This window comes from Streptomyces sp. M-16, from assembly GCF_052114405.1.
Classification (GTDB): domain Bacteria; phylum Actinomycetota; class Actinomycetes; order Streptomycetales; family Streptomycetaceae; genus Streptomyces.
On record NZ_JBFRER010000061.1, the window covers coordinates 25,936 to 41,557 of the forward strand.

A 15,622-nucleotide genomic window follows, 5' to 3' on the forward strand; every position below is an offset into this window, starting at 1 on the left:
CCGGGCAAGAGCACCACGGACAAGAGAAGAAGGCACGGGGGAGGGCTGCACGATGACGGCCGAACTGGTCCGGGGGCAGAACCACCCCCTGTCCCGCAATCGGGTGGAGATCCGGGTCTCGGCCGGCACGGCCGTGCTGGCCCTGGCCGTCACCGGCGACGAGGCGGGCCGGCCGGCCGGCCCCGGGGCCCTGGCGCATCCCGGGGCCCGGGTCCTGCCGGGCCTGGAGGTCCCGGACCGGGTCGGCGACCGCCACCGGTTCACCGTCGACCTCGACGCGGTCGGGGCGGCCGTCCACCGGGTCCGGGTGCTGCTGGTGCTGCCGCCCGGCGGGCCGGCGCGCTTCGGCGCGGTCGCCGCCCCGCACGCGGCCGTGGCCGAGCCGGAGGGCGCCGAGCTCGCGGCGTACACCGTCACCGGCCTCGACTCCGAGAGCGCCGTCGTGGCCCTGGAGCTGTACCGGCGCCAGGGCGCCTGGAAGGTCCGGGCCGTGGGCCAGGGCTACGCCGGAGGCCTCGGCGCGCTCCTGGCCGACGCCGGCCTGACCGGCCCGGCCGCCGACGAGCTGACGGCCGCCGCCCTGGGCCTGACGGCCTCCGGGGACATCACCCTGGCCACCCTGCCGACCGGGGCCGCGCCGACCGTCCCGCACGGGCTGCGCACCCCGCAGGACGCGGCGCCGGGCGCCCCCGGGGGCCCCGCCGCACCGGCCCCGGAGCCGCCGGACCCGCTCCCGGTCTCCGGCACCCCCTACGCGGGCACGCCCGGTCCGCTCGCGCCCGGTCCGGTCCCGTCTTCCGGACCGTCCGGCGCGGACACCGCCGGCGGCCCGACCGGGGCGAGCGCCGGAGCCGCGGCCGCCGGGGGCCCGCCGACCATCGACTACGCCCACCCGCGCCGTCGCCGCACCAGCGCCGAAGCCCCCGAGCCGGCCCCCCGCCCCGAACCCGCCGCCTCCCCGGGGCAGCCCCCGCGTCCCGTCGCCGGGGACGCCGGCGGCTGGTCCATGGACGAGCGCCTCTACAACCAGGTCTGGGGCATGTTCGAGGACCTGGCCCGCACCGTGGCCGCCTACCGCGGCGCCGTCGACTTCGCCGACTCCCGCCTCGACCGGGAGCTCGACGAGGCACTGTCCGACCCCCGGGGCCGGCTCGACGGCTCCGGGAACGCCGCCCGCGACACCGCCCGGGCCCGCCGCGACGACCTCGTGGCCCGGGCCCGCGCCGTCCTCGACCGCGACCTGGCCCAGCTCACCGCCGAGGCCGAGGTGGTGGAGCCCGCGCTGCCGCCCGCCTACGCCCGCTGGTCCGCTCCCGTCTGGCACGGCCGGAGCACGCCCGCCGAGGCCCCGCTGGCGCTGCGCCTGGGCGACCTGAGCCTGCCCGAGCGGCCGGAGCTGCGGATCCCCATGCTGATGCGGGTCCCGCTGGAACGCGGCCTGTGGATCGACAACGGCCGCACCGGCTCCGAGGCGGCCATGACCATGGACACCGACCGGCTGCGCCGCGCCGCCATGGACATGGCCGTCGCGCACGCCGTGCGGCTGCTCGCGGTCCACCCCGCCCACGCCCTCTCAGTCCACGTCGTCGACGCGGCCGGGGCGGGCGCCGCCTCCCTGGCGCCGCTGGTGCGCGCCGGGGTGCTGGCGGCGCCGCCGGCCGCGGGGGCCGAGGGGGTCACCCGGACCCTGGAGCGGCTGACCCGCCGGGTGGACCTCGTACAGATGGCGCTGCGCGCGGGGGCTCCGGAGGACCTGCCGCCGGACGTGGACGGGGCCGAGCAGCTGCTGGTCGTGCACGACTTCCCGCACGGCTTCGACGACCGCGCCGTCACCCGGCTGCGCTACCTGGCCGACGAGGGCCCGGCGGTCGGCGTGCACCTACTGATGGTCGCGGACCGCGACGAGGCCTCCGCCTACGGGCCGCTGCTGGATCCGCTGTGGCGCTCGCTGATGCGGCTCTCGCCGGTGCCGGACCACCACCTCGCCGACCCCTGGGTGCAGCACGCCTGGACCTTCGAGCCGGACCTGCCGCCGCGGGGCAGCCGGGTCCTGGAGCAGACGCTGGAGCGGATCGCGCAGGACCGGAGGTCCGCCCGGCGGTGAGCGGCCATGACCGGCGGCTGACCACTCCTTGGCCTTCCCTTTACCTTTGACCCCTTCCGCGGGTACCCTGGCATCTGCGGAGGGGAGTATTCCTGCTATTTCCTGCGCGGCGTACCCGTCAATACGGACCACTGCGGTCGTGTGAACGCAGTCGGTCCCGGGGCGCCGGCCCCGCGGCCACCGGGCCGCCCGGGTGGAAGAGACCTCCGGCAGCGATGACGCTGACCCTGTGCTGAGCCATCCGCCGGAGGCGTGAATACCGTGGACGTTTCGTTGACCCTATGGGTGCTGACCATCGTCGGTCTGGGCATCCTGATCGGCGCCGATTTCTTCATCGGCCGCAAACCGCACGACGTTTCCGTCAAGGAGGCGGGCATCTGGACGGTCGTCTGGATCGTCCTGGCGGCCCTCTTCGGCCTGGGGCTGTTCCTCTTCGGCAACGGCCAGGCCTCCCAGGAGTTCTTCGCCGGCTTCATCACCGAGAAGTCCCTGAGCGTGGACAACCTCTTCGTCTTCGTCCTGATCATGGCGAAGTTCTCGGTGCCCTCCCACCTCCAGCAGCGCGTCCTGCTCGTCGGCGTACTGATCGCCCTGGTCCTGCGCGCGGTGTTCATCGCCGCCGGCGCCGCGATCATCACCAGCTTCGCGTGGGTCTTCTACATCTTCGGCGCGTTCCTCATCTACACCGCCTGGAAGCTGATCCAGGAGGCCCGCAAGGACGAGGAGGAAGAGGAGTTCGAGGAGAACCGCCTCCTCAAGTCGATCGAGGGCAGGTTCGGCGTCGCCGACCGCTACCACGGCACCAAGCTCTTCATCCGTGAGAACGGCAAGCGGATCCTGACCCCGCTGATGGTCGTCATGCTCGCCATCGGCACCACCGACGTCCTCTTCGCCCTGGACTCGATCCCCGCGATCTTCGGCCTCACCCAGGACCCGTACATCGTCTTCACCGCCAACGCCTTCGCCCTGATGGGTCTGCGCCAGCTGTACTTCCTGATCGGCGGCCTGCTCAAGAAGCTGGTCCACCTCAGCTACGGCCTGTCCGTCATCCTCGGCTTCATCGGTGTCAAGCTGGTGCTGCACGCCCTGCACGAGTCCGGGGTGCACGTCCCGCAGATCTCCGTCCCGGTCTCCCTCGGCGTCATCTGCGGTGTCCTGGTGATCACCACCATCACCAGCCTGGTGGCCTCGAAGAAGCAGGCGGCGGCCGAAGCCGCCGCCGACCCGCAGACCCGGAGCGTCGACGCCTAGCGCCGGCGCCCCGACAGGGACCACCTAGACGGGGGCGGCCGCTTCGGCCGCCCCCGTTCCCGTGTCCGCGCCCAGGCCCGGACCCGCGCCGGTCCGGACCACCGCGGGGTTCGTCTCCGGGAGCAGTGCGAAGCAGGCCAGGCTCGCCAGGCAGACCAGCGTCAGGTACACCGCGACGCCCCAGGGCGGCCCCGAGCCCTGCGCCAGGGCCGTCGCCGCGACGGGCGTCAGCGCCCCGCCCAGCACCCCGCCCAGGTTGTAGCCGACGGCCGCGCCGGTGCAGCGGATCCGCGGGGCGTACAGCTCGGGCAGGTACGCGCCCACCACCGAGAAGGCCATGATCATCCCGGACAGCGCCACCACGCAGCCCAGCGTGATCAGCAGCGGGTCCCCGGAGCGCAGCAGGGCCGTGAACGGGAACATCCACACCGCGCAGACCGCGCTGCCGGCCAGACACAGCGGACGCCGCCCCCAGCGGTCGCCGAGCACCGCGAGCAGCGGGGTGGCCAGGCCCTGGACCAGGACGGCCGCCATCACGCAGGCCAGCATCACGGTGCGGTCCACGCGCAGGTGCCCGGTCGCGTACGAGAGGGACCAGGTGGTGACCGCGTAGAAGACGGCGTACCCGAACGCCATCGCCCCGCCGGTCAGCAGCAGCAGCCGCCAGTGGCCGCGCACGACCTCGGTCAGCGGGGCCTCGGCCCGCCGGCCCGTCTCGGTGAGCGCCCGGAACTCCGGGGTCTCCTCGACGGACCGCCGCAGCCACAGCCCCGCCAGGGCCAGCAGCCCCGCGCCCCAGAACGGCACCCGCCAGCCCCAGGCGCTGAACTGCGCGTCGGTCAGGGCCGCCGACAGCGCCAGCATCAGGCCGTTGGCCAGCAGGAAGCCGACCGGCGGCCCCGTCTGGGGGAAGCTCGACCACAAGCCGCGCCGCCGCTCCGGGGCGTGTTCGGCGGTCAGCAGGACCGCCCCGCCCCACTCGCCGCCGAGTCCGAGTCCCTGCAGGAAGCGCAGCAGGAGCAGCAGCGCGGGTGCGGCGATGCCGATGGAGGCGTACGGGGGCACGCAGCCGACGGCAACCGTGGCGACGCCGGTGAGCAGCAGCGAGCCGAGCAGCACCGGCCGGCGCCCGTAGCGGTCGCCGATGTGGCCGAAGACGACGGAGCCGAGGGGGCGGGCGAGGAAGCCGATGCCGAAGGTGCCGAAGGCGGCGAGGGTGGCGGCCAGCGGGGAGAAGGCGGGGAAGAACAGCGGGCCGAGGACCAGGGCGGCGGCCGTGCCGTAGGCGAAGAAGTCGTAGAACTCGATGGCGGTGCCGGCGAGCGAGGCCGAGGCGATCCGCACCATCGAGGGGGAGGAGCCGGGGGAGGGGGCGGGGTGTTGTTGCATGGTGCAGCAACTACCCCGCCCCGCCCCCTCGGGACAGGCGTTCGGTGATCATCGACCGGAAGGAGTGCACGTCCGGCCGGTGTTGACCCCGCTGTTGACCCCGGTGTCGAGCCCGGTGTCGAGCCGGATCACCAGCCGCGTTCGCGCCACTCCGCCAGGTGCGGGCGCTCGGTGCCGAGGGTGGTGTCGTTGCCGTGCCCCGGGTAGACCCAGGTCTCGTCCGGCAGCTGCTCGAAGAGCTTGTGCTCGACGTCGTCGAGGAGGCTGGTGAAGGCCTTCGGGTCGTCGTGGGTGTTGCCGACGCCGCCCGGGAAGAGGCAGTCGCCGGTGAACACGTGCGGGTGGCCGTGCGGGTCGTCGTAGATCAGCGCGATCGAGCCGGGGGTGTGGCCGACCAGGTGGCGCGCGGTCAGCTCGACCCGGCCGACCGTGATCTTGTCGCCGTCCCGGACCGGGACGTCCGTGGCGACGGGGATGCCCTCCGCGTCGAAGGCGCCCGCGTACGTCCGCGCTCCGGTGGCCTCCACGACCTCCGCGAGGGCGCCCCAGTGGTCGCCGTGCCGGTGGGTGGTGACGACGGACGCGATGCCGYCGTCGCCGATCAGGTTGATCAGCGTGTCCGCCTCGGCGGCCGCGTCGATCAGCAGCTGCTCGCCGGTGGCCCGGCAGCGCAGCAGGTACGCGTTGTTGTTCATGGGGCCCACGGCGACCTTGGAGATCATCAGGTCCGCGAGTTCGTGCACGTCGGCAGGGCCGCCGACCTTCACCGCTCCGCTGTACGTCATGTCGTTGATCCTAAGGGTGTGCGGTCCTAGAGCGGGGGGAGCTCGGGCAGGCCGTCGCCGGCCTCGACGGAGAGGTGGGCGCCGCGCAGGCCGCGGCCGGCGAGCCAGCCGAGCAGCTCGTCCGTGGGGCCGGAGAGGGTCACCGGGGTGCCCTCCGTGCCGCCGGTGTGCCAGACCGCGCCGGGCGCGGCCTCCAGGGTCACCGGCGGGACCTCCGGGCGGCCGGACCAGCGGTCCGCGAGGAAGGCGATCTCCCGTTCGGTGAACTCGTCGGAGAGGTCGTGCAGCTCGTAGCCGATGTTCAGGTCGACGTGGTGCAGCTCGACCTCCACGAGGCGGCGGAACGGCACGTTGGAGGCGAGGTCGGTGACGCCGTTGCGCAGCTCGACCGTGCGCGACCAGTCCTGGGCGGGCTCGGTCGTGGCCAGGAAGCGGGCGCCGGAATCACGGAGGTCCGTGAGGTGTTCTTCCAGGGGCCTGCCGGCGTCGCGCTCGATGTCCGCGTCGCGGGCGGTGCCGCTCTCGTACATGGGGCGGCCCTCGAAGACGTTCACGAGGGCGTCCGCGTTGCGTGCGAGGTGGGCCAGGATGTGGCCACGGGTCCAGCCGGGGAGGTGTGACTCCTCGGCGAGGGCGGCGTTGTCCAGTTTCGCGACCGCGTTCAGCAGCCGGTCCGTGGCTTCACGTACAGATCGCAGGTCGTGCACATGATCAGTCATGCGACCGAGCCTAGTGGCCCGGGGGCCCGCGCCACACGATCGGGTGAAGGGGTCTCGGGAGTGCCGTAAATCGAATGTGCGTGCTATACGCTCGGAAGTCCAGACCCACTCCGTCGCAGAGGCGCCCCCCATACCCTGGATAGCCGGGGCCCGTGCCCCCGCTTCTCTCAAGAAAGGTGCGGACCGGCGTGACCGACCGTCTCATCGTTCGTGGCGCTCGCGAGCACAACCTGAAGAACGTCTCGCTCGACCTGCCCCGCGATTCCCTCATCGTCTTCACCGGACTCTCCGGCTCGGGCAAGTCCTCCCTGGCCTTCGACACGATCTTCGCCGAGGGCCAGCGCCGCTACGTCGAGTCGCTGTCCTCCTACGCCCGCCAGTTCCTGGGGCAGATGGACAAGCCCGACGTCGACTTCATCGAGGGCCTCTCCCCGGCCGTCTCGATCGACCAGAAGTCGACCTCGCGCAACCCCCGCTCCACCGTCGGCACCATCACCGAGGTCTACGACTACCTCCGCCTGCTCTTCGCGCGCATCGGCAAGCCGCACTGTCCCGAGTGCCGTCGTCCGATCTCCCGGCAGTCGCCGCAGGCGATCGTCGACAAGGTCCTCGCCCTGCCCGAGGGCAGCCGGTTCCAGGTGCTGTCGCCGCTGGTGCGCGAACGCAAGGGCGAGTTCGTCGACCTCTTCGCGGACCTCCAGACCAAGGGCTACAGCCGGGCCCGGGTGGACGGCCAGACCATCCAGCTCTCCGAGCCCCCCACGCTGAAGAAGCAGGAGAAGCACACCATCGAGGTGGTCATCGACCGCCTCACCGTCAAGGACAGCGCCAAGCGCCGGCTCACCGACTCCGTCGAGACCGCGCTGGGCCTCTCCGGCGGCATGGTCATCCTGGACTTCGTCGACCTCGCCGAGGACGACCCCGAGCGTGAGCGGATGTACTCCGAGCACCTCTACTGCCCCTACGACGACCTCTCCTTCGAGGAGCTGGAGCCCCGCTCCTTCTCCTTCAACTCCCCCTTCGGCGCCTGCCCCGAGTGCACCGGCATCGGCACGCGCATGGAGGTGGACCCGGAGCTGATCGTCCCGGACGAGGACAAGTCCCTGGACGAGGGTGCCGTCTCGCCCTGGTCGCTCGGTCACACCAGGGACTACTTCCAGCGGCTCGTCGGCGCGCTCGCGCAGGAGCTGGGCTTCCGTACGGACATCGCGTGGGCCGGGCTGCCGCTGCGCGCCAGGAAGGCCCTGCTGTACGGGCACAAGACGCAGATCGAGGTCCGCTACCGCAACCGCTACGGGCGCGAGCGCGCGTACACCACCGCCTTCGAGGGGGCCGTTCCCTTCGTCAAGCGCCGGCACGCGGAGTCCGAGAGCGACGCCAGCCGCGAGCGCTTCGAGGGCTACATGCGCGAGGTGCCCTGCCCGACCTGCGACGGGACCAGGCTCAAGCCGATCGTCCTCGCGGTGACGGTGATGGAGCGGTCCATCGCCGAGGTCGCCGCCATGTCGATCAGCGAATGCGCGGACTTCCTGGGGCGGCTGACCCTCGACGCCCGCGACCGGAAGATCGCCGAGCGGGTCCTCAAGGAGGTCAACGAGCGGCTCCGCTTCCTCGTCGACGTCGGCCTGGACTACCTGTCGCTGAACCGCGCCGCCGGCACCCTCTCGGGTGGTGAGGCCCAGCGCATCCGCCTGGCGACGCAGATCGGATCCGGCCTCGTCGGCGTGCTCTACGTACTCGACGAGCCGTCCATCGGCCTGCACCAGCGGGACAACCACCGGCTGATCGAGACGCTGGTGCGGCTGCGGGACATGGGCAACACCCTGATCGTCGTCGAGCACGACGAGGACACCATCAAGGTGGCCGACTGGGTCGTCGACATCGGCCCCGGCGCCGGCGAGCACGGCGGCAAGGTGGTCCACAGCGGTTCGCTCAAGGAGCTGCTGAAGAACTCCGAGTCGATGACCGGGCAGTACCTGTCGGGCAAGCGGTCCATCCCGGTCCCGGACATCCGCCGTCCCGTCAACGGGGAGCGCAGGCTCACCGTGCACGGCGCCAAGGAGAACAACCTGCGGGACATCGACGTGTCCTTCCCGCTGGGCGTGCTCACCGCGGTGACGGGCGTATCGGGCTCCGGCAAGTCGACGCTGGTCAACGACATCCTGTACACGCACCTGGCCCGCGAGCTCAACGGCGCCCGGTCGGTCCCCGGCCGGCACACGCGGGTGGACGGCGACGACCTCGTCGACAAGGTCGTGCACGTGGACCAGTCGCCGATCGGCCGCACCCCGCGGTCCAACCCGGCGACGTACACGGGCGTCTTCGACCACGTGCGCAAGCTCTTCGCGGAGACGATGGAGGCGAAGGTGCGCGGCTACCTGCCGGGCCGCTTCTCCTTCAACGTCAAGGGCGGCCGGTGCGAGAACTGCTCCGGTGACGGCACGATCAAGATCGAGATGAACTTCCTGCCGGACGTCTACGTCCCCTGCGAGGTCTGCCACGGCGACCGCTACAACCGGGAGACGCTGGAGGTCCACTACAAGGGCAAATCCATCGCGGAAGTCCTGAACATGCCGATCGAGGAGGCGCTGGACTTCTTCGAGGCCGTGCCGACGATCGCGCGGCACCTGCGCACGCTGAACGAGGTGGGTCTGGGCTACGTCCGGCTCGGCCAGTCCGCGCCGACCCTGTCGGGCGGCGAGGCGCAGCGCGTGAAGCTGGCGTCGGAGCTGCAGAAGCGGTCGACGGGCCGGACGGTGTACGTCCTGGACGAGCCGACGACCGGTCTGCACTTCGAGGACATCAGCAAGCTCATCAAGGTGCTGTCGGGACTGGTGGACAAGGGCAACTCGGTGATCGTCATCGAGCACAACCTGGACGTCATCAAGACCGCGGACTGGGTCGTCGACATGGGCCCGGAGGGTGGCTACGGCGGCGGGCTCGTCGTCGCCGAGGGCACCCCGGAGCAGGTGGCGTCCGTGGGCGCGAGCCACACGGGCAAGTTCCTGCGGGACATCCTCGGAGCGGACCGGGTCTCGGACGCGGCCGAGCCGCCGGCGCGGACGGCGAAGAAGGCGGCGCCCGCGAAGAAGGCCGTCGCCGCGAAGAAGACGGCCGCCGCCGGGACGAAGACGGCCGCCGCGAAGAAGACGGCCGCCGGGACGAAGACGGCCGCTGCCAAGAAGGCGGCCCCGGCGAAGAAGGCGACGCGCGCCCGCAAGGCGTAGCCGCCGTACCGGGCAACGGCGGAAGGCCGCCCTGTGGGGGCACCCCCCCGCACGGCGGCCGGGGCCGACCCCTCCCCCGAGCGGGTCGGCCCCGGCGGCGCTGCCGGATGCCGGGCCGGCCCGCCGGGTCAGGCGGCGACGCCCACGGCGTGGCACTCCGTCGACGGGTCGGTCAGGGTGCTCAGCAGAGCGTCCGCCACGTCCGCGCGGGCGATGACCTTGCCGCCGGGCACATTGGCGTCGAGGGCGCGGCGGTAGCGGCCCGTGTGGGGCCGGTCCAGCAGGCGGGGCGGCCGGACCACGGTCCACCGGAGCCCGCTCGCGCGCAGGGTGTCCTCCATGACCGCGAGGTCCGCGTACAGGTCGCGCAGGGCCCGGCGCAGCACCGGGTAGAGCACCGCGCGCAGGAACAGGCCGTCCCCCGGGGAGTCGGGCCCGAGCGGGGCGGCGCTGACCGCCGACAGCCGGGTCACGCCCGCCCGGTCCATCGCGGAGACGACCGCGCGCAGGGCCGGCCCGGTGACCGGGCGGAGCCGTGCCTGCTTGTTGCCCGCGGCGCCCAGCGCCGAGACCACCGCGTCCCGCCCGGCCAGGACCGGGACCAGCGCGTCCTCGTCCGTCAGGTCGGCCACCACCGCCACCCGGAGCCGCTCGTGCGGCGGGACGTCCAGCCGGGCCGGGTCGCGGACGACCGCCGTCACCCCGTGGCCCGCCGCGAGGGCCTGACGGACGACCTCGCGGCCGACGCCGCCCGTGGCTCCGAACACCGTGAGTTCCATCGTGACCCCCTGGCCGAACCGTGGTGGGTGAGTATTTACTCACCCCTGTCTCCATTAGAGTGAGTGAATGCTCACCCCGAAGTCAAGCCGGCCCACCCCCGAGCGTCTCCTGGACGCGGGTGAAACCCTCATGCGCACCATCGGCCTCGCCAACACCACCACCAAGGCGATCGCCCGCGAGGCGGGCTGCTCGGAGGCCGCGCTCTACAAGCACTACGCCAACAAGGAAGAGCTGTTCGTCCGTGTCCTGATGGAGCGCACCCCCAACGCCGGACCGCTCATGACCGCGCTCACCGCCGGGCCGGGGGAGGGGTCCGTGGAGGAGGCGCTCACCGGCATCGCCCGGCACGCCGCGCTCTTTTACGCCGACGCCATGCCCCTGGCGGCCTCGCTCTTCGCCGAACCCGTCCTGCTCAGCCGCCACCGCGAGGGCGTCCGGGAGATCGGCGCGGGCCCCCACGTGGTGCTGGAAGCCCTGGAGGGGCGGCTGGTCAGGGAACGGGACGCGGGCCGGCTCCGGGACGGCGCGGACCCGCGCGCCGCCGCGTCCCTGCTGCTCGGCGCCTGCTTCCAGCGGGCCTTCTTCCTGCACTTCTCCGGAGCCGAAGCGGTCCAGCCGGTCGAGGAGTTCGCCCCCGCGGTCGCCCGCACCCTGTGGGCCGCTATCGGCTGAGCCCCAGCTCCGCCGCGTACGGGGGCTCGGCGCCCGCCCGGGTGCAGGTCAGCGCGGCGGCCCGCGCCGCGAAGTCCAGGACGGCCGGCCAGTCCACCGGGCCGGTGAGCCCCGCGAGCCGGTGCAGCAGGGCCGCGTTGACGGTGTCCCCGGCTCCGATGGTGTCGGCGACGGTGACGGGACGGGCCGCGGCGGCGTACTCCTGCCCCTCTGCCGTCCACACCGTCAGCCCCGCCGCGCCCCGGGTCAGCACCACCGCCGAGGGCCCGGCCGCCAGCCAGTCGCCGATCCGGCCGCCCAGCCAGGCGGCGTCCTCCTCCGACAGCTTGAGCACCGACACGTACGGCAGCCAGCCCAGGAACCGCTCCCGGTAGGCCGCCGGGTCGGCGATCAGCGCCGGGCGGATGTTGGGGTCGAGCAGGGTCAGCAGCCCGCGCCGCGACTCCCGCAGCAGCAGGGCCTCGTAGGCGCTCGCACCCGGCTCCAGCACCAGCGAGCACGTCCCGAGCGCGAGGGCCCGTACGCCCGGCGGCAGGGACGGCGGCAGGGCGAAGAGCCGGTCGGCGGTCCCCTCGGTGTAGAAGCGGTACGCGGCCGAGCCGTCCGGGGCCAGCGAGGGCACGGCCAGCGTGGTCGGCTCGGGGCCGCGCTGCACGAGCGAGAGGTCCACCCCGGCGGCCCGCAGTCCGGCGAGGAGGCCCTCGCCGAAGCCGTCCGACGACACCCGGGAGCAGAAGGCCACCCCGGCGCCGAGCCGGCCCAGGGCCAGCGCCGTGTTGTACGGCCCGCCACCGGGCCGGGGCAGCAGCGCACCCGGCGACTCCGCGACGGGCACCAGGTCGATCAGGGCTTCTCCACCGACGACGATCACGCGGGGGAAGGTATCCCATCGGGCGCCGGTATCGTCGGGTGGGCCCGGCCCCGGGCACCGCACCCTCGCGCCAGGAGAACCGCATGTCCGCGTCGCAGTCCGCCGCCCGCCGTACCGTCCTCAAGGGCGCCGCAGCGCTCGCCGGGGCCGTGGGCGCGGGGGCGACGCTCTCCGCCTGCTCCACCGCGACCGACAGCGGCGCGGGCAGCCCGGCCGTGCCCAAGGAGCCGGTCGAGCTGGGCCCCGTGGCCGACGTCCCCGTGGGCGGCTCGAAGCTGTTCCGGGAGCGCAAGGTCGTCGTCAGCTGCCCGGCGGAGGGCCAGTACAAGGCCTTCAGCGCCCAGTGCACGCACGCCGGCTGCGTCCTGGACAAGATCGTCGAGGGTGAGGGCAACTGCCCCTGCCACGGCAGCCGTTTCGACGTGACCACCGGCAAGGTGCTGCGCGGCCCGGCGAACGACCCGCTCCCGGCCGTCCCGGTCAAGGCGGAGAACGGCAAGCTCATCGCCGGCTGAACAGGGCCCGCGCCCCGCGGGCCGCGCCGGGCCCGGGAGCGGCGCTAGGCCGTGTCGAGCCGGCCGGCCCACCAGGGCGTGCCGGGCGGGGAGAAGGGGTCGGCCAGGGTGCGGGCGAGGAAACGGGCGTCCAGCGGGGCGAGTACGGCGCGCAGCTCGCGGGCGGCGCGGGGCGGGAGCGCCCGGCACGCGGCCTCCAGCACGGCCCGCACCCGTGCTCCCGCGAAGGGATCGCAGCACGGACAGACCTCGTCCACGGCGTACATGACCCACGGCCCGGGTGCGTGGGCGAGGGCGTGCCAGCGCCGCCAGGCCTCGAAGACGGGCCCGGGCCAGGAGGGCCGGCGTTCGAGCCGGGCGATCTCGGCGAGGGTCCGGCCGGACAGACCGGGGACCGCCTGCCGCCCGTCCGCCGGGCGGCCGTGTGGGGGCGCGTTCCTGCGGACCCGCGCCGGATTCCTACGCGGCATGTGCCTTTCGGGTGTCGTCCATGCCGACATGATGCCCCGGAACCGGCCGCGGGGCCTCCCGTTTTCCACGGCCTAGTCCCAGTCCCAGGCGATGCCCAGGATCCCGCGCCGGACGGTCTGTTCCACCAGGTGTACGGCCCGGTGCCGCCCGCTCGGGGTGAGGTCCGCCAGGCCCGTGCGCGGGGCCTGCGGGCCGGTGCGGGCGAAGCGGCGGCAGCGCACCGGCAGGGCCGCCTCGTCGAAGCGGACCTGGAGCATGTACTGGCCGCCCGCGTAGCTGAAGCCCCGCACGTACTCGGTGCTGCGCGCCCCCGTGCCGTCCTCGATCCCGTAGCCGAAGACGTACGTGTCCCCGCACCGCAGCCGGGTGTCGAAGAGCAGCTCGGCGACCACCACCCCGGCCTCCGGGTGGTGGCGCACCCGGCCCGTGCGGCAGTTCTCGTACGCCGTCACGCCCATCCGGGACGAGTCGCAGCCGGGGTCGCCGTGGTGGACGGCCAGGTAGCGGTCGACGCCGTCGCGGTGGGCCCGGACGATCTGCTGCGACTCCCGCTCGCACAGCTCGCCGGCCGGGCCGATGCGGACCCGCTCGTGGTGGCCGACCGAGTGCAGCCCGCCGTCCGCCGGGAGCTCCATCGAGTCCAGCAGCTGCTCCACCGCCGCGCCGACGCTCACCAGGGCCCGGTACGAACGGGCCACCGGGCGGCCGCCGGGTCCGGCGGCGCGGCCGGTGCCGGTGAGCAGGCGCAGGAGGGCGCCGTCGGGCAGTTCCAGGATCTGCTCCAGGGCGGCGACGGCCCGCAGCGACTCGGGGTGGCGCGGGCGGCGGGCGCCCTGCTGCCAGTAACTGAGGCTGGTGACGCCGACCTTGATGCCGCGCGACGCGAGCCGGTGCTGCACCCGGTGCAGGGGCAGGCCGCGGACGGCGAGGGCGGCGCGCAGGGCGAGGTGGAAGGGGCCCTCGCGCAGCAGGCGGCGGAGTTCGGCCATGACGGCCGAGTCCGCCGCGCGTCCCGTCGTGCGCCCCGCAGCGCCGCCCGCCGTGCGCCCCGCCGTGTGCCCCCTCGTGCCGCCCGCCGCGGCCGGTGGGTCCGCCGCGCCCGCGCTGCCCGTCGCCCCTGCCAGGTCGCCGGTCGGTCGCATGGCGACTCCTTCGTGAACGTTCACACGCGCCGGCGTGGGGACCGGGCGGGGCCGGGCCGGTGGTTCCGGGGGAGCTGGTGGAACGACAGCAACCGTTCACACCACAGCCCCACCGTTCACACTGCGATGTCACCGCGTATTGAAGCGTGTTGACCTGGTCACGACAACTCCCCGATGCTCCTCCACAGCGTCCGGACGCGCTCCTCCATCCCCCCCACTTCCCACCTCGGGTCCCCACCTCGGGAGGAACGCGATGCGCACCGACAGAACCAGGCGGCTGTCCCCGGCCGCCCTGCTCGCCACCCTGCTCCTCGTCCTGTTACCCCTCGGCGCCGGTACCGCCACCGCCGCCACGGGTACGGGCGCCGCAGCCACCACCGCCACCGCCCCGGACACCCCCGGCGCGGCCCTCGCGTACAAGCGCCTGAACATCACCATGCAGGCCCAGCAGAAGAGCAACTGGTGCTGGGCGGCGAGCGGGAACACCGTGGCCACCTGGTTCGGCCGCACCTACAGCCAGAACCAGTTCTGCAACGCCGCCTTCAACCGCCAGCAGAACACCGAGTGCCCCGACAACCAGGCCACCCTCGGCAACGTCCAGACCGCCCTGCGCTGGGCCGGGATCAACTCCGGCAGCTACGTGACCGGCTGGCTCCAGTACTCCACCGTCCAGACCGAGATCAACAACGACCGGCCGGTCGAGACCCGCATCCAGTGGTCGAACGGCGGCGGCCACATGCACGTCCTCTACGGCTACGACACCGCCGGCAGCTGGGTCTACTGGGGCGACCCCTGGCCCTCCAGCGACCGCTACAACTGGGCCTCGCACGCCTGGTACGTGGACAACAGCACCTTCTCCTGGACCCACTCCCTCTACCGGATCGGGGCGTGACCGCCATGACCGTGCGCTCCGCCGCCGCGGCCGCCCTCGCCGCCGCCCTCGCCGTCGTCGCCCTGGCGGCCACCGCCGGACCGGCCGCCGCGGCCCCCGTACCCCAGCCGCAGACGGCCACCCCCGAGAACCGGGCGGCCGCCCACGAGGCCGCCGCCGCCCCCGCCACCCTGGCCACCCTCTCCCGGTTCTTCGCCCGCGAGGGCAAGGTGTCGCTCGCCGCCGCGCAGCCCCGGATCGAGGGCGGGGCGATCCCCGTCAGCTACCTCTCCCCGGACTTCGTCGCGGGCAAGGCCGGCGCCCCGGTCGCCCGGCTGGAGTTCCTCGCCAGCCAGGCGGTCTCCTCGGACGGCCAGAGGGCCGCGCTGTGGACGGCGAAGACCGGGGACGGCTGGCAGGTGGTGAACATCGCCACCGGCGACGACGAATTCGGCTACGCGCGGCTCGGCGCCGCGAAACTCCCCGGCGGCACCGTCTTCCGCGAGCCGCAGATCGACGCCTGGTACGTGGCCGGCGGCGAGCGGGTGCTCCCGCTGGACGAGGACGCCGTACGGGCCGTGGGCGACCGGGGCACGACGCTCGCCGCCTACCGGGCCCGGGTGACCAAGGCCTACGGGGACGAGCTCCCCGGCTCGGCCTACGCGAAGGCCGGCGAGGCGGGCGGCTTCGCGGAGCCCGCACCGGACCCGGCCGGGCCGCCACCGGCGGCGCTGGCGGGCGGCGCCGGGGCACTCGCGCTGGGCACGGCGGGCTCGCTCCTGCTGCTGCGCCGCCGCCGCACCCCCCGGGCCTGACCCCCTGCCC

The 15,622-nt window shown here is 73.7% G+C and carries 14 protein-coding genes; 7 read left to right on the plus strand and 7 right to left on the minus strand.

Features of this window, described 5'->3' with window-relative positions; translation table 11 throughout:
* Positions 1-52 precede the first annotated feature (52 nt).
* Positions 53-2,104: a TerD family protein gene (locus tag AB4039_RS25440; RefSeq protein ID WP_442271908.1), complete on the plus strand. Its 2,052-nt coding sequence runs from the start codon at positions 53-55 to the stop codon at positions 2,102-2,104.
* A 261-nt stretch (positions 2,105-2,365) separates the two neighbouring features.
* The gene (locus tag AB4039_RS25445; RefSeq protein WP_442271909.1) at positions 2,366-3,355 is read left to right on the plus strand and encodes a TerC family protein; all 990 of its coding nucleotides are present in this window, start codon (positions 2,366-2,368) and stop codon (positions 3,353-3,355) included.
* Between the two features lie 24 nt (positions 3,356-3,379).
* On the opposite strand, the gene AB4039_RS25450 is transcribed toward AB4039_RS25445, so the two are convergent.
* From AB4039_RS25450 to AB4039_RS25460, 3 genes are all read right to left on the minus strand, one after another.
* Complete coding sequence (locus AB4039_RS25450; protein WP_442271910.1) at positions 3,380-4,744, minus strand: MFS transporter; 1,365 nt, start codon at positions 4,742-4,744, stop codon at positions 3,380-3,382.
* Between the two features lie 128 nt (positions 4,745-4,872).
* The gene (locus AB4039_RS25455) at positions 4,873-5,529 is read right to left on the minus strand and encodes an MBL fold metallo-hydrolase (RefSeq protein WP_442271911.1); all 657 of its coding nucleotides are present in this window, start codon (positions 5,527-5,529) and stop codon (positions 4,873-4,875) included.
* Positions 5,530-5,555: 26 nt separating this feature from the next.
* Positions 5,556-6,248, minus strand: a complete 693-nt coding sequence (locus tag AB4039_RS25460; RefSeq protein ID WP_266838421.1) for a maleylpyruvate isomerase family mycothiol-dependent enzyme — start codon at positions 6,246-6,248, stop codon at positions 5,556-5,558.
* A 188-nt stretch (positions 6,249-6,436) separates the two neighbouring features.
* On the opposite strand from AB4039_RS25460, the gene uvrA reads away from it, so the two are divergent.
* Positions 6,437-9,475 carry an excinuclease ABC subunit UvrA gene (uvrA, locus tag AB4039_RS25465; protein WP_266838420.1) on the plus strand — a complete coding sequence of 1,013 codons (3,039 nt, stop codon included), beginning with the start codon at positions 6,437-6,439 and terminating at the stop codon, positions 9,473-9,475.
* Positions 9,476-9,603: 128 nt separating this feature from the next.
* On the opposite strand, the gene AB4039_RS25470 is transcribed toward uvrA, so the two are convergent.
* The gene (locus tag AB4039_RS25470; RefSeq protein WP_442271912.1) at positions 9,604-10,254 is read right to left on the minus strand and encodes an NAD(P)-dependent oxidoreductase; all 651 of its coding nucleotides are present in this window, start codon (positions 10,252-10,254) and stop codon (positions 9,604-9,606) included.
* A gap of 67 nt (positions 10,255-10,321) precedes the next feature.
* Here AB4039_RS25470 and AB4039_RS25475 point away from each other — a divergent pair, with 67 nt between their 5' ends.
* The gene (locus AB4039_RS25475; protein WP_266838418.1) at positions 10,322-10,927 is read left to right on the plus strand and encodes a TetR/AcrR family transcriptional regulator; all 606 of its coding nucleotides are present in this window, start codon (positions 10,322-10,324) and stop codon (positions 10,925-10,927) included.
* Here the strand turns inward: AB4039_RS25475 and AB4039_RS25480 are convergent.
* Positions 10,917-11,798 carry a carbohydrate kinase family protein gene (locus AB4039_RS25480; RefSeq protein ID WP_266838417.1) on the minus strand — a complete coding sequence of 294 codons (882 nt, stop codon included), beginning with the start codon at positions 11,796-11,798 and terminating at the stop codon, positions 10,917-10,919. The genes AB4039_RS25475 and AB4039_RS25480 overlap by 11 nt on opposite strands.
* Positions 11,799-11,881: 83 nt before the next feature.
* Between AB4039_RS25480 and AB4039_RS25485 the strand changes: the two genes are divergently transcribed.
* Entirely contained in the window at positions 11,882-12,313 is a 432-nt protein-coding gene (locus tag AB4039_RS25485; RefSeq protein ID WP_266838416.1) for a Rieske (2Fe-2S) protein, read from the plus strand.
* Positions 12,314-12,357: 44 nt separating this feature from the next.
* Here AB4039_RS25485 and AB4039_RS25490 read toward each other — a convergent pair whose 3' ends face one another.
* Complete coding sequence (locus AB4039_RS25490; protein ID WP_266838415.1) at positions 12,358-12,783, minus strand: hypothetical protein; 426 nt, start codon at positions 12,781-12,783, stop codon at positions 12,358-12,360.
* Between the two features lie 72 nt (positions 12,784-12,855).
* Positions 12,856-13,773: a hypothetical protein gene (locus tag AB4039_RS25495; RefSeq protein ID WP_266841558.1), complete on the minus strand. Its 918-nt coding sequence runs from the start codon at positions 13,771-13,773 to the stop codon at positions 12,856-12,858.
* A 406-nt stretch (positions 13,774-14,179) separates the two neighbouring features.
* Between AB4039_RS25495 and AB4039_RS25500 the strand changes: the two genes are divergently transcribed.
* Positions 14,180-14,818: a papain-like cysteine protease family protein gene (locus tag AB4039_RS25500; RefSeq protein ID WP_266838414.1), complete on the plus strand. Its 639-nt coding sequence runs from the start codon at positions 14,180-14,182 to the stop codon at positions 14,816-14,818.
* Positions 14,819-14,823: 5 nt separating this feature from the next.
* The gene (locus AB4039_RS25505) at positions 14,824-15,612 is read left to right on the plus strand and encodes a hypothetical protein (protein ID WP_442271913.1); all 789 of its coding nucleotides are present in this window, start codon (positions 14,824-14,826) and stop codon (positions 15,610-15,612) included.
* Positions 15,613-15,622: the final 10 nt, after the last annotated feature.